This is a genomic window from Aeromonas sp. sif2433, assembly GCF_019218705.1.
Taxonomy (GTDB): Bacteria; Pseudomonadota; Gammaproteobacteria; order Enterobacterales; family Aeromonadaceae; genus Aeromonas; species Aeromonas encheleia.
This window is the reverse complement of sequence record NZ_JAHUXD010000002.1, coordinates 290,184-313,326: the sequence shown is the minus strand read 5'-3', so window position 1 is coordinate 313,326 and position 23,143 is coordinate 290,184. Positions and strand designations below refer to the sequence as shown.

The following is a 23,143-nucleotide window of genomic DNA, read 5'->3' as shown; positions in this document are numbered from 1 at the left end:
GGGGTCTCCTTACCGCACGTGGCTTTCTGGGCGGGTGATATGGGCGAGCGCCTGGGTGAGCAGGCGGGCCCCTTCGCTGGTCATGATGGATTCCGGGTGGAACTGGAAGCCCAGCACCCGCTCGTCCCGTTGCTCGATGGCCATGGGCATGCCCTGGTAGTGGGCAATCACCTGCAGCTCTTCCGGCACATAGGTGGCGACCAGTGAGTGGTAACGGGCCACCGGCAGCGGGCTCGGCAGGCCGGCGAAGGCGCCGTGGCCATGGTGCTCGATGAGGGAGCGCTTGCCGTGGACTATCTCCTCCGCCGCGCCGACGGTGCCGCCGTAGGCTTCGCACAGCGCCTGATGACCGAGGCAGATGCCGAGGATCGGCACCCGGCCGCGGGCCAGCTTGATGAGATCGATGAGGCAGCCGGCCTCGTGGGGGGCGCCCGGTCCCGGCGAGAGCACCAGCACCGCATCCCCGTCACAGGCTTCGATCTCCTGCATGATGCGGGTCGCCGGCAGGCTGTTGCGGTAGATGCGCACCGGGTAACCGAGGGTGCGGAACTGATCCACCAGGTTATAAGTAAACGAATCGAAGTTATCGAGCAGGAAGATGTTAGTCATGGCGCGCCGCCTTGGTTTTCTCGGACTGCTGGTGTTCTTGCAGGCTGAGGGCCTGCAGGGAGGTGCCATGGCTGGCGGCGATGGCGGCCAGCACGGCGGCGGCCTTGGCACGGGTTTCGTCCGCTTCCATCTGGGGCTTGGAGTCATAGACCACGCCGGCGCCGGCCTGGACATGGGCCACGCCCTCCTTGACGAAGGCGGAGCGGATCACGATGCAGGTGTCCATCTCGCCTACGCCGTTGAGATAGCCGACGGCGCCGCCGTAGCTGCCCCGTCTGCGGCCTTCCACGGCGCGAATGAGCTCGCTGGCGCGCAGCTTGGGGGCGCCGGTGAGGGTGCCCATGTTCATGCAGGCCTGATAGGCGTGCAGGGCATCGAGGTCGGCTCTCAGGGTGCCGACCACCCGGGAGACCAGGTGCATCACGTGGCTGTAGCGATCCACCTTGAGCAGGTCCTTCACGTAGCGGGTGCCGGGCTCCGAGATGCGGGCTATGTCGTTGCGGCCGAGATCCACCAGCATCAGGTGCTCGGCCACCTCCTTCTCGTCCTGGCGCAGCTCCAGCTCGATGCGGCCGTCCAGATCCAGGTTGATGCTGCCATCCGGATTGAGGCCACGGCGGCGGGTGCCGGCGATGGGGTACATCTCCACCTGGCGGCTGGCGGCTTCAAACTTGACCGCGCTCTCCGGCGAGGCGCCAAACAGGGTGAAGCCCTCATCCTGCACGTAGAACATGTAGGGGCTGGGGTTGGTCTGCTTGAGGCGGCGGTAGGCGGCGATGGGCTCGGGGCAGGGCAGGGAGAAGCTGCGTGAGGGCACCACCTGGAAGATGTCGCCCCGGCGGATGAAGCCCTTGAGCTTCTCTACCTCGGCGCAGAACTGCTTGTCGCTCTTGTCGACGCAGAGCGCGCCGGTCAGCGGCTGGGTCGTCTGCGGCCGGGGTTGTGGCTGCTGACAGGCTTGCTTGAAGCTCTCGAGCCGGCTGAGCAGGCGAGCGTAGCGCGCCTCCTGCTGGCTCTCCTCCTGCTCGTCGTCGTTGCCACTGTTACCGCCAAACAGGCAGGCCACCAGCTGGGTGCTCTGTTTGATGTGATCTATGGTGATCAGGGTCTCGGCCACATAGAAGCAGTAGTCGGGGCAGTCGTTGCTCCCCTCCGGTACTTCTGGCAGATCCTCGAACGAGGCGATGAGGTCGTAGGCGAAGCTGCCGGCCATGAACAGCGCTTCTTTACCTACTGGGCATTGCAGTTGCTGTTGCAGGGTGCGCAGCACGTCCAGCACGCTGATGCCCTTGAGGCGGCTGTCTTCGTCAAGCTCCCGATCGGAGGCCGGGAACTCGAGGTGCAGCTCCCCCTTCACCAGGCTGCGGCGGATGAGGGCCGGCAGTTGCTCGCCGAGCAGGGTCTGCAGCTGGGCGCCGTTGTCGTTGAGGGCGCGCACCTGCACGGTGCGGCCACGGCACTCGATGCGCAGGCAGGCGTCCACCAGCAACAGGCTCTGGGTGCCAGCCTTGGAGTCGATCTCTACCGATTCCAGCAACAGGTTGTTGGGGCGGCCCTGGCACAGCTGGCTGTAGAGCGCCAGGGGATCGGTGACATAGGGGGCATTGAGCCTGAGGGTATCGAATTCGCCCAGGGATAACCGGGTCTTGCTGGCTGTCATAATGCGTTCCCTTGCGTGAGATGGTGATGACCGATATTCATGACGTTGCATACCTCGAAAAAATGCCTTGAAAATTAAGGTGGTTCAGGCGGTTTCAGTAGGGTCGCCATCGCCAGGTCTGTGTGCTGGTCTGAATTCTCGGTTTCATCACATGTCCATTTGCCGGATAATAAAAAAGCCCGCTGGGGTCAGCGGGCTTTTTCTCTGGGTTCTTAATTTGCTGTCAGATTACAGGTACAGCAACGACCACACGCCCGCATGTTAGGGAATGTGCCACCACCAGTTCTGGTTCAGGGTGATTGTCGTTTGCATGATAGAATCCTGTAACGTTCTGTTTGCAGTTGAAGTGTCTACAGAAAACGATAAAGCCGCGGCCAAGTCAAGTCGCTTTTTTGCCTTCTTTTTTCCAAAGTGGCCTGTTCATGAGAGCGAAATAAGCCGATGAGATTCGATCTTCACTGTCATACCACCGCCTCCGACGGGGTGCTGGCACCCCGTGACCTGGTGCGACGCGCCGCCGAGAAAGGGGTCGAGGTGTTAGCGGTCACTGACCACGATACCCTCGCCGGGCTTGATGAGATCCGCACAACGATCAACGCCGAGCAGTTGCCGCTGCGGCTGGTGAGCGGGGTCGAGATCTCCACCGGTTGGGAGCATCACGAGATTCATATAGTGGCGCTGGGAGTGGATGAAAAAAATCCGCAACTGATGGCCTTTCTGGCCGCCCAGCTGGCCCGCCGCGAGGCGCGCGCCGAGGAGATAGGGCGCCGTCTGGAGAAGTGCCAGCTGCCTGGCACCTACGAAGAGGCCAAGGCCCTGGCCGGTGACGCCGCCGTGACCCGCGCCCATTTTGCCCGGGTGCTGATGGCGCGTGGGGTGGCCGACACCATGCAGAAGGTATTCAAGAAATACCTGAGCCGGGGCAACAAGGGCTATGTGCCTGCCGAGTGGCTCGAGATGGCGGTTGCCATCGAGGCCATTCATGGCGCCGGCGGCCTGGCGGTGCTGGCGCACCCCAGCCGTTATGGCCTCACCGCCAAGTGGATCAAGCGGTTGCTGGTGGCCTTCAAGGCCGCCGGGGGGGATGCCATGGAGGTCTCCTTGCCCCAGCAGAGTCCACAGGAGCGGGCCAACCTGGGCCAGTGGGCCAAAGAGCACGATCTTTACATTTCGGTGGGATCGGATTTTCATTTCCCCTCCAACTGGACCGAGCTGGGCCGCCACCTCTGGCTGCCCAAAGAGGGTATGCCACTCTGGCTGGGGTATCCCGGTCATTTCGGTCTCACCACCGAGGAGCATGCCAGCCTGCTGGCCAGCCGCTGACGGCGGTGTGGATCCGGCGGGTTCGACCTTCGGCGCGAGCGAGTCTGCGTCAAAGGGGTTAAGGTAGTGTCATGGGCCAAGGGGCCCGTGACCATGCTCTAGTTTGGGAATTACAGGCAGGCCTGCCCTGTCGCTATCGCGAGAACAGTTTATGAGTCAGCATTTTTACGTACATCCGGATAATCCCCAGGTCCGCCTCATCGGCCAGGCGGTTCAGATCCTGCAAAACGGGGGCGTCATCGCCTATCCCACCGACTCCGGCTATGCCCTGGGTTGCCAGATGGGTAACAAGGACGCGCTGGAGCGCATCTGCCGCATCCGCCGCATCGATCCGACCCACGACTTCACCCTGGTGTGCCGGGATCTCTCCGAGATCTCCACCTACGCCAAGGTGGACAACACGGCGTTTCGGCTGGTCAAGAACAACACCCCCGGCGCCTACACCTTCATCTTCAAGGCCACCAAGGAAGTGCCGCGCCGGCTGATGAACGAGAAGAAGAAGACCATCGGCATCCGGGTGCCGGCCAACAACATAGCGCTGGCCCTGCTGGAGGGGCTCGGCGAGCCGCTGCTCTCCACCACCCTGATCCTGCCGGGCTCCGAAATGGCCGAGTTCGACCCGGAAGAGATCTTCGACAAGCTGGGCAAGCAGCTGGATCTGGTGGTCAACGGTGGCTATCTGGGCGAGCAGCCCACCACCGTAGTGGACTTCTCCGACGACGAGCCCGTGTTGCGCCGTCGCGGTGCCGGGGATCCCACGCCGTTTGAGTGATACCGCCGAGCCCGTACCCGAGCTGCTGACGCCGGCGCCGGGTGCGAGCGGGGAGGCAAGCCTTCCCCTGCCCATCGCCAAAGTCCTGGGGCAGCCCTACCATGAGCTGCCCCAGGACTTGTTTATTCCGCCCGATGCGCTGGAGGTGTTCCTCGACACCTTCGAGGGGCCGCTCGATCTGCTGCTCTACCTCATCCGGCGCCAGCAGCTGGACATTTTGAACCTGCCGATCCTGCAGATCACCGCCCAGTACATGGAGTACGTGGAGCTGATGCAGGGGCTCAACCTGGAGCTGGCGGCCGAATACCTGCTGATGGCGGCCTGGCTGGCGGAGATAAAATCCCGCCTGCTGCTGCCCAGGGCCCCGGAGCTGGAAGAGGAGGACGAGGGGGAAGATCCCCGCGTCACCCTCATTCGCCGGCTGCAGGAGTACGAGCGTTTCAAGGTCGGTGCCGAGCGGGTGAACGAGCTGCCGAGGGTGGAGCGGGAGATCTATCTCGCCGCCGCCCTGCCGCCGGATTTTGGTGCCCTCAAGCCGTTGGCACCCGATGTTTCACTGGTTGAGCTCGCCCTTTACATGCAAAGTGTGGTAAAACGCGCGACTCATTTCGAACATCACCAGATCCGCCGCGAGCAGATCCCGACCCGGGTGCGGATGGCCGAGATCCTCGCCATGCTCTCCCTCGGGCAGACCCTGCGCCTGGAGCAGGTGCTCAGGGCCGAGGAGGGGCGGATGGGGGTGTTGGTGACCTTTCTGGCCCTGCTGGAGCTGTGCAAGGAGTCGCTGATCTGGATCCTGCAGGCGGAACCCCTTGGGCCTATCCATTTCGCCCTGGCCAGTGCCGAGGAGGAGGGGAAGCGTGAACATGTGCATTGAGTCAGCTGCCTGGTCGCCGGCGCGCCAGCGGCCCATTGCGTTAGCGACTCTTAGTGAGGAGGGCACCAGTGGCGCTGCCCGCTGAACGGCTCAAGACGCTGATCGAGGCCGCGCTCTTCGTCGCCGGGCGTCCGTTGACCGCGAGCGAACTCAAGGCCAGCGTGCTGGCCGACTACCCGGTCACCGGCCGCTATGTACAGCTGCTGCTGGCCGAGCTGAAACAGGATTACAGCGCACGCGGGGTGGAGCTCAAGGAGGTCGCCTCCGGCTGGCGCTTCCAGGCGCGCCAGGAGTATGCCGACGAGCTCTCCCGGCTGTGGAGCGAGCGGGCGCCGCGTTATTCCCGCGCCGTGATGGAGACGCTGGCCCTGATCGCCTATCGTCAGCCCATCACCCGGGCCGAGATCGAAGCCATCCGAGGGGTGGCGGTGTCGAGCCAGATAGTGAATACCCTGAAGGATCGAGGCTGGGTACGCAGCGTCGGTCACAAGGAGGTGGTGGGTCGCCCCGAGCTGCTCGCCACCACCAGAGATTTTCTGGACTATTTCAATCTGCAGAGTCTGGAGCAGCTCCCCGAGCTGGATCCCGAGCTGCAACAACCCTTGCCCGGTTTGCCGGGCGAGGGCAGCGATGCCTAGTCTGCGCTGCCACTTTCTCAATGAAGGTTGGCAAAGAGTGCGACCGGGTGAAATGATCAATGCGATGGCGGATCGCCCAGACGGGATCCGGCATGGCAATAACCGTTGTCCGTTATGTTAGCGGGCAGCGATCAACAATCAGGTAACCCCGATGAGTGAAAAACTGCAAAAAGTGTTGGCCCGCGCGGGTCACGGCTCCCGTCGTGAGATGGAGGCCCTGATCACCGCAGGTCGGGTCAGTGTGGATGGCAAGGCTGCCACACTGGGAGATCGCGTCGAAGTCAACGCCGTGATCCGGGTAGACGGTCACCAGATCAAGACCCGTGCTGCCGAAGAACAGATCTGCCGCGTGTTGGCGTATCACAAGCCCGAAGGGGAGATGTGTACCCGTCACGATCCGGAGGGTCGTCCCACCGTGTTTGATCGTCTGCCCAAGATGGAAGGGGCGCGCTGGATCGCGGTCGGCCGCCTCGACGTCAATACCTCAGGCCTGTTGCTGTTCACCACCGACGGTGAGCTGGCCAACCGGCTGATGCACCCGAGCCACCAGGTGGAGCGGGAATACGCGGTGCGGGTGTTTGGCGAGATCACCGAAGCCATGCTGCAGCGCCTGCGCAAGGGCGTGCAGCTGGAAGATGGCGTCGCCAAGTTCAACAAGATCAAGCCGGCCGGCGGTGAAGGCCTGAACCAGTGGTTCAACGTCACCCTGACCGAGGGTCGCAACCGTGAAGTGCGCCGCCTGTGGGAATCCCAGGAAGTGCAGGTGAGCCGCCTGATGCGGATCCGCTACGGCGATGTCACCCTGGATCGCGGCATCCCCCGCGGTGGCTGGAAAGAGCTGAAGCTGCAGGAGGTGAACTACCTGCGCGGTCTGGTTCACATGAACTATGAGACCGAGTCCAAGGTCGATCTGCAGCAAGAGGGCAAGAGCACCCGCCACAAGCAGGCCGCCCAGATCCGTCGCGCCGTCAAGCGCCACAAGGACATGCAGGGCATGGAGCCGCGCGCGCGCAGCACCACCGCCCGTCGCAAGCCGACCTCCTCGACCCGCAACTCGGGCACCGGCAGCAAGTAATTCCCGCCACTGCCGCTCAAGAGCCTACCCCGCGAGGGGTGGGCTTTTTTTATGGGCGCTCGGGCAACTAGAGGGAGGCGGCGGCCCGTGACGCCTGATCATAGAGGCTGGCAAACAGCCGCAGTTGCTGCGCGATTTCCGCCGTCGAGCCGTTCGCCCCGGCCAGCCCGCTCTCCACTATGACCTGGATCAGACACTGCTCACGGATCTCGCTGTACTGGTGGCACAGGGCGGCTCCGGCCGGGGTGGTGCTGAAATGCACCTCCTTGCCCACCTTGGTGCGCGCCGCATAACCCAGGGTCACCAGCTTCTTCAGGGCATAGGTGGCGACATGGGTGTCCTCTATGTTCAGCACGAAACAGATATCGGCCAGCCGCTTGGGGCGATCCCGATGATTGATGTGATGGATGAGCAGCACCTCCAGCGCGGTCAGCCCCTTCTCCCCGGCGGCCCCCATGCAGCGCACGACCCAGCGGTGGAACGAGTTGTTGAGCACGGTCAGGCCGAACTCCAGCTCGGAGAGGGCGGGGGCCTGGGCCGAGACGAGATGGGCCGATGAGACGATGGAGGGAGACTTGTTCATGGGGATTCCTTTCCTGATGAGATGCCTGGGACGCGCCACGACTTGCGCACCCAATGATGACTTATTGTAGATAAATTATCGATGTTTTATCGATATGCTTGCTGTATGTTAATTGGATGTTTTGTTGTCGGGGGTTGTATGGGATCGAGCGATTGTCGCCTCTACCCGCTGGGAGAGCGGGCCCTGGTGCTGGAGGCGGAGCCGGAGGCCGGGTTTGTCGGCCAGCGGCGGATCTGGTGGTTGGCGGAGCGACTTCGCCAGCGGGAAGGGAAGGGGCAGGCGTCGGTTGAGCCGGCGCTGGAGGAGATAGTGCCGGGGATGAACAACCTGACCCTGGTGTTCGATCCCGAGGTGACCTCCTCGGCCCGCCTCGAGCGGCGGCTGACCGAGCTGTGGCGGCAGGGGGAGGAGCTCGACTTCACCCCGCGCGAGCGGGAGATCCCGGTGCACTACGGCAGTGAGGGAGGGCCCGATCTGGACGAGACGGCCCGTTGCTGCGGCCTGACACCGGCCGAGCTGGTGGCGCGTCACAGTGGCGGTGACTACCGGGTCTACTTCCTCGGCTTCCAGCCCGGCTTCGCCTACCTGGGTGGCCTGGAGCAGGCGCTGGCCGTGCCACGGCGCAGAGAGCCACGGCTGCGGGTACCCGCCGGCAGCGTCGGCATCGGCGGAGCCCAGACCGGCATCTATCCGGCGGCCAGCCCCGGCGGCTGGCAGCTCATCGGACGCACGGATCTGGTGTTGTTCGATCCGAACCGTGACGAACCCTCCTACCTGCTGCCCGGCGATCGGGTGCGTTTCATCCCCGTGGGAGGCTCGCCATGCTAGAGGTTGTTCGCCCCGGACTGCAGAGTACAGTCCAGGATCTCGGTCGCCCCGGTTTTCGCCATCTCGGCATCGCTCTGGGGGGCGCCCTGGACAGGGAGGCGCTGATCCTGGCAAACCGGCTGGTGGGTAATCCTGCCGGTGCTGCGGCCATCGAGCTGGTGCTGGGGGCGGCCGAGTTTCGCTTCCTGCGTGACGGCTGGTTGGCGCTGACCGGGGCCGATTGCGGCGCGACGCTGGACGGAGAGCCCGTCTGGCACGGCTGGCGCTGGCGGGTACGGCGCGGCCAGCGCCTGCTGTTGCCCGCGCCCCGCCATGGCATGCGCAGCTACCTCGCCCTGGATGGCGGTGTGGCCGAGCCCCTGGTGATGGGGTCGCGTGCCACCGAGTTGCAGGCCGCCTTCGGTGGCCATCAGGGCCGGGCCCTGCGGGCGGGCGATCGTCTGCCGCTGGGGGAGCCGCTGCACCATGATGACGCCATCGGCGCCCTGCTGCGGACGTCGGATCAGTGTCTGCGCGTCTTGCCGGGCCCGGAATTCGACGAGTTTGACGCGGCCGCCGTGAACGCGCTCTGGCAGGAGCACTGGCGGCCCAATTCTGCCAGCAACCGGATGGGGGTTCGCCTCGATGGGCCCGAACTGGTCCGCAGCCGTGGACGGGAACTGCCCTCCCACGGGGTCCTGCCCGGCGTCATCCAGGTGCCCCCTGGTGGACAACCCATAGTGCTGCTGGCCGATGCCCAGACCACCGGGGGCTACCCGCGCATCGGCTGTGTCATCGAGGCCGATCTCTGGAAACTGGCTCAGGCTCGTCCGGGGGAGCGGCTGCGCTTCGTCTCCCAGACCAGGGAGCAGGCCCTGGCGGCACGCCGTGAATGGTGGCTCTACCTCAATCGTTTCGAATGGATGGCTTATGGACAGATGCATTGATCTCAACGCCGATGTGGGCGAAGGCTATGACTCGGACGCCGCGCTGCTGGACTGTGTCAGCTCGGCCAACATCGCCTGTGGCTGGCACGCGGGGGATGCGTCCCTGATGGGCGAGACAGTCCGGCTGGCGCTGGCCAGGGGCGTCGCCATCGGCGCCCACCCCAGCTTCCCGGATCGGGAACACTTTGGGCGGGCCCCCATGGTGCGGGAGCCGGCGAAGGTCTATGCCGACGTGCTCTATCAGGTGGGGGCCCTGGCCGCGCTGGCCAAGGCGGCCGGGGGCCGGCTGGCCCATGTCAAACCCCATGGTGCGCTCTACAACCAGGCCGCCCGGGATGGGGCCCTGGCCGATGCCATCGCCAGCGCCGTCGCCAATCTGGATCCCAGCCTCAAGCTGATGGGGTTGGCGGGCAGCGAGCTGATCGCCGCCGCCCGGCGCCATGGGCTGACCCCCATAGCCGAGGTCTTTGCCGATCGCGCCTATCTGGCCGATGGCTCCCTGGCGCCGCGGGGCCAACCCGGCGCCGTCATCGACGACGAGGCGAAGGCGCTGAGCCAGACCCTGCGCCTGGTGCGGCTGGGGGAGGTGGAGACCCTGGAGGGAACCCTGCTGTCGCTGCTGCCCCAGAGCATCTGCCTGCACGGGGATGGCGCCCATGCCGTCGCCTTTGCCCAGCGCCTGCGCGAGGGCCTGATTTCGAACGGAATATCGATAAGACCTCATTGAGGAGGTCAATCTCAAGCCACCGCGGTGGCGTTTAGATGGAATGGAGAGGCTCACATGGATGGAAGTGTATTATTGCCACTGATAGGGATCCCCGTCGTGGTGCTGGGTTTTGCGTTGAAATTCAATCCGTTGCTGGTGGTGACGGCGGCGGGGCTGGCGACAGGTCTGGCGACTGGCATGTCCCTGACCGGGCTGCTGGAGACCTTCGGTGAGAAGTTTCTCAACAGTCGGCAATTGGCCACTCTTATTCTGATCCTGCCGGTGATCGGCCTGCTGGAGCGCTATGGCCTCAAGGAGCGGGCGCAGAGCTGGATCGCCGGCATCCGCAAGGCCACCTCGGCCCGCATCCTGATGCTCTATTTCGTGTTGCGCCAGGGCACGGCCATGCTGGGGTTGCTGAGCCTGGGGGGTCATGCCCAGACGGTGCGTCCACTGATCGCCCCCATGACAGAGGGGGCCGCGGTGCATCGTCATGGTGACTTGCCCAAGCATATTCGTGACAAGATCCGGGCCCATGCTGCCGCCTGTGACAACGTGGCGGTCTTCTTCGGTGAAGACATCTTCCTCGCCTTCGGTGCCGTCTTGCTGATGAGTGCCTTCCTCCAGGAGAACGGCATCACCCAGGTCGAGCCCCTCTACATAGGGTTGTGGGGAATACCGACCGCCCTGTGCGCGCTGCTGATCCACATGGGTCGTCTGCTCAGGCTCGATGCCAGCATTGCCCGCGACGTGGCCGCCTGGCAGGCGGGCGAACAGGCCAAGGCCCCCGAACAAGCCGTGCTGGAGCGTGCATGATGAACAGCCTGATCACTCTCAATGATATCTACTACCTCATCGGTCTCATCGTCATGCTGCAGGTAGGCATGACCCTCTCGGACAGGCATAACCCCAAACGCTATACGACGGCCCTGTTCTGGTTCTGCTTCGGCGCCATCTTCCTGTTCGGCGACCTGCTGGTCAGCCAACTGGGTAGTCAGATTGCCTACCGGATAGTGGGTGTGCTGGTGATCCTGATCGCCCTGCTGGCCGGCACCGGTCAGCTGGCGATGGGGCGTTACTCCCAGCGCACTGATGCCGAGCGGCAAGATTCGGCGGGCAAACTGGGTAACCGTCTGTTCCTGCCCGCCGTCATGATCCCGGTGGCGACTGTGCTCAGCACCATACTGCTGGGGCATGCCACCCTGGGGGATTACTTCGTGCTGGATCAGAAGAACATCACTCTGACCTCCCTGGCCATAGGGACGCTGGCGGCCCTGCTGCTGGGCTGGAGGCTGACCGGTGGCACCCCCCTGCAGGCGGTGCGTGAATCGAGACGGTTGGTGGACTCCATCGGCTGGGCCGCGATCCTGCCGCAGATGCTCGCCATGCTGGGCGGGGTCTTCGTGGTCGCCCAGACGGGGGAGTCGGTGAAGGAGGTGGTGAATCTGTTTGTCACCCCCAACAATCTGTTCTTGATGGTGACCATCTACTGTGTCGGCATGGCGCTGTTCACCATGATCATGGGCAATGCCTTCGCGGCCTTCCCCGTGATGACGGCGGGCATCGCCATCCCCTTTCTCATCATGGGAGCCCACGGCAACCCCGCCGCCGTCGTCGCCATCGGCATGCTCTCCGGTTATTGCGGTACCCTGATGACCCCCATGGGGGCCAACTACAACATAGTGCCCGCCGCCCTGCTCGAGTTGGATAACAAGTATCAGGTCATCCTGGTACAGATCCCCACTGCGATCCTGATGCTTGGCTGCAACATATTGCTGATGTACTTCCTGGCGTTTCGTTAATGCGTCATGACGAGGGCCACCCACTCGGGACGGCCCTCGTCTCTCCCGCTGTCATGAGTATTGCTGCGGGGGCGCCGTGGCCGGCCGCATGCCGAAACAACACAGAAGGATATGATAATGAAGACCATTTTACTGACCGGTTTCGAACCCTTCGGTGGCGAGCCGCTCAACCCGTCCTGGGAGGCGGTCAGGGGACTCGATGGCCAGCATCTCGGCAAACAGCATCTGATCCGGGCGGTGCGGCTGAGCTGCGTCTTCGACCTGGCCCTGGCGGAGCTCGAGGCCGAACTGACGCAGTACCAGCCCGTGCTGGTGCTGGCGGTGGGCCAGGCGGGGGGGCGCTGCGAACTCAGTCTGGAGCGGGTCGCCATCAATCTGGATGACGCCCGCATCCCGGATAACGCCGGGGCTCAGCCCATCGACAGGCCCATAGTGGCGGATGGCCCCGCAGCCTATTTCACCACCCTGCCCATCAAGGCCATGGTGCTGGCACTGCGTGAGGCGGGGTTGCCCGCCGCCGTCTCCTACAGCGCCGGGACCTATGTCTGCAACCACCTGTTCTACGGCCTGATGCATCGGATTGCCCGGGATGGATTGCGCTGCCGGGGTGGTTTCCTGCACATCCCCTATCTGCCAGAGCAGGCGGCGCGCCAGCCGACGGGCGCACCCTCGATGAGCCTGACCCAGATAGTGCAGGGGCTGACGATCGGCCTGGATGCGGCACTGAATCACGAGCAGGACCTGGCGATCGGTGGCGGCACGACCCACTGAGAGAGGGGGAGGTTGCCTCGGCCCTGTCTCCTTGTTAGCCTTTGCGGCACTGATAGAGGAGATAATAATGAGCAAGGTACTTGATGAGCTGCTGGCACTGCTGGCGCTGGAGAAGATCGAGGAGGGCCTGTTTCGGGGCCAGAGCCAGGATCTCGGTCTGCGGGCCGTGTTTGGTGGACAGGTAATGGGGCAGGCCTTGTCAGCCGCCAAGCAGACGGTGGCCGCCGATCGCCAGGTGCACAGCTTCCACTCCTACTTCCTGCGCCCCGGTGATGCCAACAGACCCATCATCTACGACGTGGAGAATATCCGTGACGGCCAGACCGTCTCCACCCGCCGGGTCAAGGCGATCCAGAACGGCAAGCCCATCTTCTATCTCAATGCCTCCTTCCAGGTGGAGGCCGAGGGCTTCGAGCATCAGGCCCAGATGCCGGCAGGCATCACGCCCCCCGAGCAGCTCAAGAGCGAGCTGGAGCTGGTGCGCCCCTACGAGCACCAGATCCCGCCGGCCCTGCGCGACAAGATCATGTGCGAGAAGCCCATCGAGATCCGCCCGGTGACCCTGGTCGATCCGATCCGGCCGGATGTGCACGAGCCGCTGCGTTACACCTGGTTCAAGGCCAATGGTACTGTGCCGGACGATCAGCGGGTGCACAACTACCTGCTGGCCTATGCCTCCGACTTCCACTTCCTGTTCGCCGCCCTGCAGCCTCACGGCGTGTCGTACTGGGAGCCGGACATGCAGGTGGCGACCATAGATCACTCCATGTGGTTCCACCGCAACTTCCGGCTGGATGACTGGCTGCTCTACGTGGTGGACAGCCCGAGCGCCAGCGCCGGTCGGGGTCTGGTGCGCGGCCAGTTCTTCACCCGCGACGGGGTGCTGGTGGCGAGCACCGCCCAGGAAGGGGTGATCCGCCGGCGCGGTTGACCTCAAATGTCAGCCATAAAAAACGGGAGCCACTGGCTCCCGTTTTTTATGGCGTGTGCGATCAGGCCGCGTCGCGCTCGGGGGAACGCGTGGTTTCCCCGCCTTGGGCGAAGCGATCGGCCCAGAGCGCGATGACGCCGTCACCGGTGACGTTGCAGGCGGTGCCGAAGCTGTCCTGCGCCAGGTAGAGGGCGATCATCAGGGCGATGGAGGCCTCGCCGAAGCCGAGCATGGAGGTGAGCAGCCCCAGCGCCGACATGACGCCGCCGCCCGGTGCACCCGGCGCCGCTATCATGATGACGCCCAGCATCATGATGAAGGGCAGCATGGTGTCCAGCCCCGGGATGGCCAGGTGCTCGGAGAGGAACATCACGGCGGTGGCACAGGTCACCAGGGTGATGGTGGAGCCGCACAGGTGGATGGTGGCGCACAGCGGCACGGTGAAGTTGGCGATGCCGTCGCTCACGCCGTTGTTCTTGCTGGCCTGCAGCGCCACCGGGATGGTGGCGGCGCTGGACATGGTGCCGAGCGCGGTGAAGTAGGCGGGCAGCATGTTCTTGATGAGCATGGCGGGTGAGCGACCGAGCGCCAGCCCGGTGCCGACGAACAGCACACTGAGCCAGAGCCAGTGCATGGCGATGGCCATCACCAGTACCACCCCGAAGGTCTTGAGGGTGGCGAAGACGGTGCCTTCCACCGTCATCTCGACGAACACCCCGGCGATGTAGAACGGCAGCAGCGGGATGATCACCTTCGCCAGCAGGCGGTCGATGATGTCACGGCCCTGATCGGCGACCCGGCGCAGATCCGTGGCCTGGGTGGCGCTGATGCCGATGCCGAACACGAAGGCGGCGGCCAGGGCCGACATCACCCCGAACAGCGGCGGTATCTCCAGATTGATGTAGGAGCCGAGCTTGATGGCGGCTTGCGCCGTGGGCTCGGCGGCGGTGGTCAGTCGCGGGATCAGCTGGCTGGCCACGGTGAAGGCGAACAGGCCGGCCAGTATGGTGGAGCAGTAGGAGAGCGCCACCGTCTTGCCCAGCAGCTTGCCGGAGTTCTTCGGCAGGCTGGCGATGCCGCTCATGATGAAGAACAGGATGATGAGCGGGATGGTGAAGGTGATCAGCTGGCCGATGACCGTCTTGGCCGTAAACAGCACGCGTGCGACCCATTCAGGGGCGTAGAGACCGAGCAGGAGACCGGCGAGGATGCCGGCAATCAGTTTAAGGACAAGTTTCATAGGAAAATCCAGGTGTTGGTGTCTGTCTTGTTATTTAATCTTGATTTTGATGCCGATTTTTAACACAAAACCCGCATCTTGTCTGCCGACACCTGGTTAACTCAGAGTTAAATATTGTTAGCTGGATGATGAATCGCGGGCTATGCCTCCTTTGAAGCGACGGCGGCGATATTGATTAATTGTGGGGGCGAGATCGGGGAGGCGGATCAGCAGGGCATGCAGCCAGCGGCCCTGCACGGCATCCTCGCTGCACCAGCTCTGATGCAGGCCAAACGGCAGGGGGGCGATCAGTTGTTGCAGGCGGGCCTCATCGAGCCGGGTCTGCAGCGGGTATTCGGCCGGTGATGCTGGCAAGGTGCCGCCGGGCTCCCCCTCGTCATAGGGGAAGGAGCAGTAGAGCGGCCCCTGGGGTTTGAGCAGGCCGGCGAGATGCGCAAGCGCAGGGGCCAGCTCGGCCTCGGCCAGGCAGGGCAGCGAGCCGCTGGCCCAGATGCCGTCAAAGGGCAGCACGTTGTGCATCTGCTCGAAACGGCAGACCCGCACCGGCTGGCCACACAGGCGCGAGGCGGCCCTGGCCTGGCTCAGGCTGGCATCGAAGGCGGTGACCACTAACCCTTGCTCCCGAAAATAATGCAGATCCTCTCCCGCGCCGCAGCCGGCCTCCAGCAGGTGCGCCCCCGCCGGCAAGCGGGCCAGGAAGGGATCGTGGGCCTTGCCGAGGAGGGCAGGACGCGGCGCCAGCTGGGCGCAACTGTGGGTATCGGGGGCGGGTGGCAGTGAAGATGGCATAGGGATCGTCTCTAAGGTGGGCGGCTACTCTAGCAAATTTGCCCCCTGCAGTTCAGGTCCGCGATCAGAAAATGCGGTCACACCCGACCTGGGGCCGGGTGTGACGGGGGAGAGACTGGCGGCCTGTCAGGGGCGGCGCAGGAGGGAGGGCTGTGGCTGGGCGAGCAGGCCGAACAGGGTGTCGAGCACGAAGTCGGCCTCCTGGATCAGGTCGATGCGCTCCGGGAAGTGCAGCCAGTTGATGATGTAGCCATCCAGGGTGCAGTGCAGCAGGGTGGTGGCGCGGCGCAGATCTATCCCCTCCGGCAGCTGGCCGCGGCGCACGGCATTGGCCAGGGTGAGCTCCAGATCCCGGAAGAAGTTATTCGATTGCAGACGCATGTGATCCCGCAGGGAGATGGCCTCTCCTTCCAGCGACTCCAGGTTGAACATGATGGTGAACATCTGCTGGTGGGCGGGATGGGAGCTGATCTTCACCATCACCTCCCGCAAGAAGGCGCGCAGCTTGCCGAGGGGATCCGGCTCCTGCTCATCGACACAGGCGTCGAGCTGATGGGAGAGCGGCGCGCACAGCTCTTCCCACAGGGAGGTAAACAGCTCCTCCTTGTTCTTGAAATGCCAGTAGATGGCCCCCCGGGTCAGCTCGGCGGCATTGGCAATATCGGTCAGGTTGGTCTTCGCCAACCCCTGTTGGCAGAACAGATTCAGGGCCGTGCTCATGATGTGGCAGCGGGTCTGCTGCGCTTCTTCTTTAGTTCTTCTGGCCATCGGATCCGTACCTGTTTAAAAGGGGGAAAAGTTACTTACATACATTTATGAATGTATGTATATTGCCTCATCTTCGCAGTTTTACCAACAGGGGCCCTATAAACCCTGTGGTTTTGTTGTTTTTTTTTGATTGAAACAGAGGCTCAGAGACTTCATGCATAAACATATTCTCGCACGTTCAGTCGGCCTTGCCTTGTTGGCAAGCGGCCTGTTGGCTGGCTGTGGTGAAAAAGGCGAGGCCCAGCAGGCGGGTGAGATGCCACCCGCCGCCGTGGACGTGGTCACCCTGCACACCAGCCCGCTGCAACTCATGTCCGAGCTCACCGGCCGCACGGCCCCCCTGCGGGTCGCCGAAGTGCGCCCCCAGGTGAACGGCATCATCCTCAAGCGCCTGTTCACCGAAGGCAGCGACGTCAAGGCCGGCCAGCTGTTGTACCAGATCGATCCGGCCGTCTATCAGGCCGCCGTGGCCTCGGCCGCGGCCAATCTGGCCAAGGCCGAGGCCAACGAGCGCAGCGCCCGCCTCAAGGCCCAGCGTTATGCCGAGCTGGTGAAGGTCAAGGCCATCAGCCGTCAGGAATATGACGACGCCGATGCGGCCTGGAAGCAGCAAGTCGCCGAGATCGGGGCCGCCAAGGCCGCCCTGCAGAGCGCCAACATCAACCTGGCCTACACCCGCATCACCGCCCCCATCAGCGGTCGCATCGGCAAGTCTGCGGTGACCGAGGGTGCCCTGGTCACCGCCCAGCAGGCGGCCAGCCTCACCTCCATCCAGCAGCTCGATCCCATGTATGTGGATGTGCGCCAGTCCACCGCCGATCTGCTGCGCCTCAAGCACCAGGTCGCCGCCGGCAAGCTGACCCAGGGTCAGCAGGATGGCGCCAAGGTCAGCTTCCTGCTGGAAGATGGCAGCCACTACGGCGAGCAGGGTTCGTTGCAGTTCTCCGACGTGACCGTGGATGAGACCACCGGCATGGTGACCCTGCGGGTCCTGGTTCCGAATCCCCATGATCTGCTGCTGCCCGGCATGTTCATGCGCGCCATCCTGCAAGAGGGCGAACGCCCCGAAGGACTGCTGGTGCCGCAGACCGCCGTGACCCGCACCCCCAAAGGCGGCGCCACCGTCATGGTGGTGACCGCGGACAACAAGGTCGAACTGCGGGAAGTGCAGCTCAGCCGCGTCGTCGGCGACAGCTGGGTGGTGGAGTCCGGTCTCAACTCCGGTGAGAAGGTGATCGTCGCCGGTCTGCAGAAAGTGAAACCCGGGGCCGTGGTTGCGCCCGCTGAACGCGTCAGCAACACCGCCACCACACAGACCGAGCAGACCCCGGTAACCAAGCAGTAGGATGGAGTAGTCGCCTCATGGCACGATTTTTTATAGATAGACCCATTTTTGCCTGGGTAATTGCCCTGGTGATCATGCTGGCCGGGACCATGGCCATCATCGGCTTGCCGGTGGCCCAGTACCCGACCATAGCCCCGCCGGCGGTTGGCATCTCCGCCAGCTACCCGGGCGCCTCCGCCAAGACGGTGGAAGACTCGGTGACCCAGATCATCGAACAGAACATGACGGGGCTGGATCACCTGCTCTACATGTCTGCCCAGTCGGATTCGTCCGGTAATGTCAGCGTGACCCTCACCTTCAAGCCGGGCACCGATCCGGATATCGCCCAGGTGCAGGTGCAGAACAAGCTGCAGCAGGCCATGTCGCTGCTGCCGCAAGAGGTACAGCAACAGGGTGTCCGGGTCCAGAAGACCTCCAGCAGCTTCCTGATGGTGGCCGCCTTCATCTCCACCGATGGCAGCATGACCAACGATGACCTCGCCGACTACGTGGTGAGCAACATCAAGGAGCCCCTGAGCCGGCTGGACGGGGTGGGTGACATCACCCTGTTCGGCAGCCAGTACTCCATGCGCGTCTGGCTGGATCCACACAAGCTCAACCGGGTACAGATGACCCCCGGGGACATCCAGGCCGCCATCAAGGCCCAGAATGCCCAGGTGGCCTTCGGCAAGTTGGGCGGCACCCCCTCGGTGAACGATCAGCAATTTACCGCCACCATCATGGGGCAGACCCGTCTGTCTACCCCGGAGGAGTTCAACAACATCCTGCTGCGGGTGAACCAGGACGGCTCCAAGGTGCTGCTCAAGGACGTGGCCCGAGTCGAGCTTGCCGGTGAAAGCTACGATGCCACCGCGCTCTACAACGGTCAGGCCACGGCGGCGCTGGCGATCAAGCTGGCCACCGGCGCCAACGCCCTCGACACCGCGGACGAGGTGCGCGGCAAGCTCGATGAGCTCGCGAACTACTTCCCGGCCAACATGAAGATCGTCTACCCCTACGACACCACGCCGTTCGTGAAGATCTCCATCGAGGAGGTGGTGCAGACCCTGGTGGAGGCCATCTTCCTGGTGTTCTGCGTCATGTATCTGTTCCTGCAGAACTTCCGGGCGACCCTGATCCCGACCATAGCGGTGCCCGTGGTGCTGCTCGGTACCTTCGGGGTCATGGCGGCCTTCGGCTTCTCCATCAACACCCTGACCATGTTCGGTCTGGTGCTCGCCATCGGCCTGCTGGTGGATGACGCCATCGTGGTGGTGGAGAACGTGGAGCGGCTGATGAGCGAGGAGGGTCTCTCCCCGCTGGAGGCGACCCGCAAGTCCATGACCCAGATCACCGGTGCCCTGGTGGGCATCGCCCTGGTGCTGTCGGCGGTGTTCGTGCCCATGGCCTTCTTCGGCGGCTCGACCGGCGCCATCTATCGCCAGTTCTCCCTCACCATCGTCTCGGCCATGGTGCTGTCGGTGCTGGTGGCCCTGATCCTGACCCCGGCGCTCTGTGCCACCCTGCTCAAGCCCATCAAACAGGGCGAGCACGGCATCCAGCGTGGCTTCTTCGGCTGGTTCAACCGCTTCTTCGACACCAACGCCAACCGTTACCAGAACGGCGTGCGCAAGGTGATCAAGCAGGGTACCCGCTACAGCCTCATCTATCTGGCCATGCTGGCGGTGCTGGCGGTGCTGTTCCTGCGCCTGCCCACCTCCTTCCTGCCGGAAGAGGATCAGGGGGTCATCATGTCCATGGTGCAGCTGCCGGTCGGCGCCACCAAGGAGCGTACCGAGGTGGTGCTGGCGCAGATGCGCGACTACTTCCTCGAGACCGAGAAGGATAACGTCGATTCGGTGCTGACGGTGGCGGGCTTCAGCTTCGCCGGTAGCGGCCAGAACAGCGGCATGGCCTTCATCAAGTTGAAGGACTGGAGCGAGCGGCAAGGGGAAGAGCGCAGCGCCAACGCCATCATAGGCCGCGCCATGGGTTATCTGTTCAGCATCAAGGAGGCGCAGGTCTTCGCCTTCAACCTGCCTCCCATTCCTGAGCTCGGCACGGCCACCGGCTTCGACTTCTTCCTGCAGGACCGCGGTGGTCTGGGGCACGAGAAGTTGATGCAGGCCCGTAACCAGCTGCTCGGCATGGCGGCGCAGGATCCCAACCTGGTGCGGGTGCGCCCGAACGGGATGGAAGACACGCCCCAGCTCGACATCAAGATCGACTACGAGAAGGCGCTGGCCCAGGGGCTCTCCATCAGCGACATCAACAACACCCTGTCGGCGGCCTGGGGCTCCTCCTATGTGAACGACTTCGTCGACAGAGGCCGGGTCAAGAAGGTCTACCTGCAGGCGGATGCGCCATTCCGGATGAACCCGGAGGATCTCAAGTTGTGGTACGTGCGCAACAGCACCGGCCAGATGGTGCCCTTCTCCGCCTTCGCCAGCACCGAGTGGAGCTTCGGCTCGCCGCGTCTCGAGCGTTACAACGGCGTCTCCGCCATGGAGATCGTCGGTGAGGCGGCGCCGGGCAAGAGTACCGGTGATGCCATGGCGGCCATCGAGCAGATGGTGCAACAGCTGCCGGACGGGATCGGCATCGAGTGGACCGGTCTCTCCTTCCAGGAGCGGCAGGCCGGCTCTCAGGCGCCTGCCTTGTACGCCATCTCGCTGCTGGTGGTCTTCCTCTGTCTGGCGGCCCTGTACGAGAGCTGGAGCATTCCGTTCTCGGTCATGCTGGTGGTGCCGCTCGGGGTACTGGGCGCCATACTGGCGGCCACCCTGCGGGGCTTGGAGAATGACGTCTACTTCCAGGTGGGCCTGCTCACCACCATAGGGCTCTCGGCCAAGAACGCGATCCTGATCGTCGAATTCGCCAAGGAGCTCCATGACAAGGGGATGAAGCTGGGCGATGCGGTGGTGGAAGCCTCCCGTCAGCGCCTGCGCCCGATCCTGATGACCTCGCTCGCCTTCATCCTCGGCGTGCTGCCGCTGGTGATAAGCTCCGGCGCCGGCGCCAGCAGCCGCAACGCCATCGGCACCGGCGTGATGGGGGGGATGATCACGGCCACCGTGCTCGCCATCTTCTTCGTGCCGCTGTTCTTCGTGCTGGTGATGCGTTACTTCACCGAGCACCACAGTGCCGAAGAGCGCGTGACCCACGCCAAGGAGATCAAACATGACTAAGACCCTGGTCGCCTTGAGTGTGACAATGTTGCTGGGGGCCTGCTCCATGGCCCCCGATTACCAACGCCCGGAGGTGCCGCAAGGCGCCTCCTGGCAAGAGAACCTCGCCACCCAGGGGGCGGTCGCCCCCTGGCAGCAGCAGTTCCTCGATCCGGCGCTGCAAAAACTGATCGACACCGCTTTGGAGAACAACCGGGATCTGCGGCTCGCGGCGCTCAACGTCGAGGCCTATGAGGCCAGATACCGGATCCAGCGGGCGGCCCAGCTGCCCACCCTGGCCGCCAACGGTGCCGGCACCCGCCAGCAGGGATCAGACGATCTCAGCGGCACGGGGCAGGGGACCATCAGCAGCCAGTACGGGGCTGACATCGGCATCACCGCCTACGAGCTGGACCTGTTTGGCCGGATCCAGAGCCTGAAAGATCAGGCGCTGGAGAATTACCTGGCGCAAATCGAGACCCAGCGCAGCACCCAGATCGCGCTGATTGCCTCGGTGGCGAACGCCTACCTCACCCTGCTGGCGGATCAGGAGCTGCTGGCGCTGAGCCAGGCGACGCTCGCGACCGAGCAGGAGAGCTATGCGTTGACCCAGCACAAATACCGGCTGGGGGCGGCATCCGAGATGGAGCTGGCGCAGGGGCGCACCGCCCTCGAGAACGCCAGGGTCAGCCAGGCGCAATTCCAGCGTCAGGTGAAACAGGACAGAAACGGTCTGGCCCTGCTGCTCGGCACCCAGGTGCCGGTGCTGGAGGGGCAACCGGCGACCCTGGCCGAGGTGCAACTGGCGGCAATCCCGGTGGGGGCGCCCTCCAGCTTGCTGCAGCAGCGGCCCGACATACTGGCGGCGGAGCACAGCCTGAAGGCGGCCAATGCCAACATAGGCGCGGCCCGTGCCGCCTTCTTCCCGACCATCTCGCTGACCGCGACGGCGGGCACCGCCAGCAACCAGCTGAGCGGGCTGTTTGACGGCGGCACCGGCACCTGGACCTTCATGCCCCAGATCAATCTGCCCATCTTCGACGGCGGCAAGCGGGTGGCGGATCTAGACGTGGCCGAGGTCGGCACCAAGCAGGCGGTGGCGAGCTACGAGAAGAGCATCCAGACCGCCTTCAAGGAGGTCGCGGATACCCTCGGCGCCCAGGCGGACTATCAGCAGCAGCTGCAGGCCCAGCAGGATCTGGTGGATGCCAACCAGACCTACTTCAAGCTGGCCGAGTTCCGCTACGAGCAGGGGGTGGACAGCTACCTGACCCGCCTCGACGCCCAGCGCTCCCTGTTCAGCGCCAGACAGGGGCTGATCAGCACCCGCCTGGCCCAGCTGACCAACCAGGTCGCGCTCTACAAGGCGGTCGGTGGCGGCTGGCAGGTACCAAAGGAAGCCTCAGCGCCTGAGAGCCAAGGCTAGTTTCTCATCCCAGCGCTGACAGCATGACAGCCACAGGGCGAACCATCCGGTTCGCCCTGTTTTTATATGTGAATCATCAGTCTGCGGGAGGGATTTGACCTGTCCACGGCCATCGGCAAAGCCATGCTCACCATCTTGGCTGCCGTTACAGAGCTGGCGCGCTCGAACATCAAAACTCGTCAGATGGCCGGCACTGCCAAGGCGAAGGCAGAGGGCAAGGCGCTCGGACGTGAAAAGACAATGGACGATGCCGCCGTCTCTAGCTGGCGCAAAGAGAGCTCAGCGAGCATTAAATTGACCGCAGAACACTTTGGGATCTCGCCCGACAGTGTGGAACGCGCTTGTCGGGTAGCGGCTCTTCTCTTAATGGTGGGTAATGGTGGGTCACAACGCTATGGGTGCTCCCCCACAGCCAGCGTTATGTACGATGCCGTACAGAACTGTGCGCAGCCCCGTGTTAAATCTTCGTCACGGCGAACGGATTGCATTGGTGCTGCCGGGCGCGCGGTTTTCAACCCTCGAGGAAGGACCCATCATGAACCACAAACTCAGAGCCCCTTTGCTCGTAGCCGGTCTGTTGCTGCCGCCGGTAGTTGGCCATGCCGCCGAGACCTCCTATGGTGCCGATGCCACGACGACCACGGAATCGACGGCAATGGAATATGTCGAGGATTCGATCATCACCACCCAGATCAAGGCCGAACTGGCCGCCGAGCAGATGTCCAGCCTGGTCGAGATCCATGTCGATACCGACCAGGCCGGGGAGGTTGTCCTGAGTGGCCGTGCGGCGGATCAGGCGGCGGTGGACAAGGTCGTCTCTATTGCCAAGGGAGTCGAGGGGGTGACCTCTGTCAAACATGACATCAGGGTCGAGTCCGACCAGTAGGCAAGCGCTGCCGCCCACAGCTATCTCGTGCAGGCGCGCCGC

At 63.9% G+C, this 23,143-nt stretch carries 22 protein-coding genes and 1 pseudogene; 17 read left to right on the top strand and 6 right to left on the bottom strand.

The window, feature by feature from the left end:
* Window positions 1–9 precede the first annotated feature (9 nt).
* Together KW825_RS04430 and KW825_RS04425 are read right to left on the bottom strand one after the other, a co-directional pair.
* Complete coding sequence (locus tag KW825_RS04430) at window positions 10–609, bottom strand: aminodeoxychorismate/anthranilate synthase component II (protein WP_033129899.1); 600 nt, start codon at window positions 607–609, stop codon at window positions 10–12.
* Window positions 602–2,269: an anthranilate synthase component 1 gene (locus KW825_RS04425; protein ID WP_218328362.1), complete on the bottom strand. Its 1,668-nt coding sequence runs from the start codon at window positions 2,267–2,269 to the stop codon at window positions 602–604. The genes KW825_RS04430 and KW825_RS04425 overlap by 8 nt, the downstream gene beginning before the upstream one ends.
* 441 nt (window positions 2,270–2,710) lie before the next feature.
* Here KW825_RS04425 and KW825_RS04420 point away from each other — a divergent pair, with 441 nt between their 5' ends.
* The 5 genes from KW825_RS04420 (at window position 2,711) to rluB (ending at window position 6,954) form a co-directional block, all read left to right on the top strand.
* Window positions 2,711–3,592 (top strand): PHP domain-containing protein, encoded by an 882-nt coding sequence (locus tag KW825_RS04420; protein ID WP_218290776.1) that lies wholly within the window; start codon window positions 2,711–2,713, stop codon window positions 3,590–3,592.
* Window positions 3,593–3,743: 151 nt separating this feature from the next.
* Window positions 3,744–4,364, top strand: a complete 621-nt coding sequence (locus KW825_RS04415; RefSeq protein WP_033129896.1) for an L-threonylcarbamoyladenylate synthase — start codon at window positions 3,744–3,746, stop codon at window positions 4,362–4,364.
* Entirely contained in the window at window positions 4,357–5,241 is an 885-nt protein-coding gene (locus KW825_RS04410) for a ScpA family protein (RefSeq protein ID WP_371315775.1), read from the top strand. Before KW825_RS04415 ends, KW825_RS04410 begins: the two co-directional genes overlap by 8 nt.
* Window positions 5,242–5,309: 68 nt before the next feature.
* Entirely contained in the window at window positions 5,310–5,879 is a 570-nt protein-coding gene (gene scpB, locus KW825_RS04405) for an SMC-Scp complex subunit ScpB (protein ID WP_218328361.1), read from the top strand.
* Window positions 5,880–6,030: 151 nt separating this feature from the next.
* Complete coding sequence (rluB, locus tag KW825_RS04400) at window positions 6,031–6,954, top strand: 23S rRNA pseudouridine(2605) synthase RluB (protein ID WP_042654993.1); 924 nt, start codon at window positions 6,031–6,033, stop codon at window positions 6,952–6,954.
* Window positions 6,955–7,021: 67 nt separating this feature from the next.
* On the opposite strand, the gene KW825_RS04395 is transcribed toward rluB, so the two are convergent.
* A complete protein-coding gene (locus KW825_RS04395; protein WP_202046709.1) occupies window positions 7,022–7,537 on the bottom strand; it encodes a winged helix DNA-binding protein in 516 nt (171 codons plus the stop codon).
* Between the two features lie 138 nt (window positions 7,538–7,675).
* Here KW825_RS04395 and pxpB point away from each other — a divergent pair, with 138 nt between their 5' ends.
* The 7 genes from pxpB (at window position 7,676) to tesB (ending at window position 13,501) form a co-directional block, all read left to right on the top strand.
* On the top strand, window positions 7,676–8,365 hold the full coding sequence (pxpB, locus tag KW825_RS04390; RefSeq protein WP_218290777.1) for a 5-oxoprolinase subunit PxpB: 690 nt from the start codon (window positions 7,676–7,678) through the stop codon (window positions 8,363–8,365).
* Window positions 8,359–9,291, top strand: coding sequence for a biotin-dependent carboxyltransferase family protein (locus KW825_RS04385; protein ID WP_218328360.1), 933 nt, complete (start codon window positions 8,359–8,361; stop codon window positions 9,289–9,291). Before pxpB ends, KW825_RS04385 begins: the two co-directional genes overlap by 7 nt.
* Window positions 9,275–10,018, top strand: a complete 744-nt coding sequence (pxpA, locus tag KW825_RS04380; protein ID WP_218328359.1) for a 5-oxoprolinase subunit PxpA — start codon at window positions 9,275–9,277, stop codon at window positions 10,016–10,018. The genes KW825_RS04385 and pxpA overlap by 17 nt, the downstream gene beginning before the upstream one ends.
* A gap of 54 nt (window positions 10,019–10,072) precedes the next feature.
* Window positions 10,073–10,813, top strand: coding sequence for a DUF969 domain-containing protein (locus KW825_RS04375; RefSeq protein ID WP_218290780.1), 741 nt, complete (start codon window positions 10,073–10,075; stop codon window positions 10,811–10,813).
* Window positions 10,813–11,799 carry a DUF979 domain-containing protein gene (locus KW825_RS04370; protein WP_218328358.1) on the top strand — a complete coding sequence of 329 codons (987 nt, stop codon included), beginning with the start codon at window positions 10,813–10,815 and terminating at the stop codon, window positions 11,797–11,799. The genes KW825_RS04375 and KW825_RS04370 overlap by 1 nt, the downstream gene beginning before the upstream one ends.
* Before the next feature lie 117 nt (window positions 11,800–11,916).
* Window positions 11,917–12,570 carry a pyroglutamyl-peptidase I gene (gene pcp / locus KW825_RS04365; protein ID WP_218328357.1) on the top strand — a complete coding sequence of 218 codons (654 nt, stop codon included), beginning with the start codon at window positions 11,917–11,919 and terminating at the stop codon, window positions 12,568–12,570.
* A 67-nt stretch (window positions 12,571–12,637) separates the two neighbouring features.
* Window positions 12,638–13,501: an acyl-CoA thioesterase II gene (tesB, locus tag KW825_RS04360; RefSeq protein WP_042654992.1), complete on the top strand. Its 864-nt coding sequence runs from the start codon at window positions 12,638–12,640 to the stop codon at window positions 13,499–13,501.
* 61 nt (window positions 13,502–13,562) lie between these two features.
* On the opposite strand, the gene KW825_RS04355 is transcribed toward tesB, so the two are convergent.
* From KW825_RS04355 to KW825_RS04345, 3 genes are all read right to left on the bottom strand, one after another.
* On the bottom strand, window positions 13,563–14,741 hold the full coding sequence (locus KW825_RS04355; protein WP_218290783.1) for a dicarboxylate/amino acid:cation symporter: 1,179 nt from the start codon (window positions 14,739–14,741) through the stop codon (window positions 13,563–13,565).
* Window positions 14,742–14,858: 117 nt separating this feature from the next.
* Entirely contained in the window at window positions 14,859–15,530 is a 672-nt protein-coding gene (locus KW825_RS04350) for a bifunctional 2-polyprenyl-6-hydroxyphenol methylase/3-demethylubiquinol 3-O-methyltransferase UbiG (protein WP_218328356.1), read from the bottom strand.
* 126 nt (window positions 15,531–15,656) lie between these two features.
* A complete protein-coding gene (locus KW825_RS04345; RefSeq protein ID WP_218328355.1) occupies window positions 15,657–16,298 on the bottom strand; it encodes a TetR family transcriptional regulator in 642 nt (213 codons plus the stop codon).
* Between the two features lie 154 nt (window positions 16,299–16,452).
* Here KW825_RS04345 and KW825_RS04340 point away from each other — a divergent pair, with 154 nt between their 5' ends.
* The 5 genes and pseudogenes from KW825_RS04340 (at window position 16,453) to KW825_RS04320 (ending at window position 23,101) form a co-directional block, all read left to right on the top strand.
* The gene (locus KW825_RS04340; RefSeq protein WP_218328354.1) at window positions 16,453–17,643 is read left to right on the top strand and encodes an efflux RND transporter periplasmic adaptor subunit; all 1,191 of its coding nucleotides are present in this window, start codon (window positions 16,453–16,455) and stop codon (window positions 17,641–17,643) included.
* A gap of 17 nt (window positions 17,644–17,660) precedes the next feature.
* Window positions 17,661–20,810: an efflux RND transporter permease subunit gene (locus KW825_RS04335; protein WP_218328353.1), complete on the top strand. Its 3,150-nt coding sequence runs from the start codon at window positions 17,661–17,663 to the stop codon at window positions 20,808–20,810.
* Window positions 20,803–22,215: an efflux transporter outer membrane subunit gene (locus tag KW825_RS04330; RefSeq protein WP_218328352.1), complete on the top strand. Its 1,413-nt coding sequence runs from the start codon at window positions 20,803–20,805 to the stop codon at window positions 22,213–22,215. The genes KW825_RS04335 and KW825_RS04330 overlap by 8 nt, the downstream gene beginning before the upstream one ends.
* 72 nt (window positions 22,216–22,287) lie before the next feature.
* Window positions 22,288–22,422 (top strand): annotated as a pseudogene (locus KW825_RS20510) (recombinase family protein); the annotation flags it as partial.
* Between the two features lie 328 nt (window positions 22,423–22,750).
* The gene (locus KW825_RS04320; RefSeq protein ID WP_218328351.1) at window positions 22,751–23,101 is read left to right on the top strand and encodes a BON domain-containing protein; all 351 of its coding nucleotides are present in this window, start codon (window positions 22,751–22,753) and stop codon (window positions 23,099–23,101) included.
* Window positions 23,102–23,143: the final 42 nt, after the last annotated feature.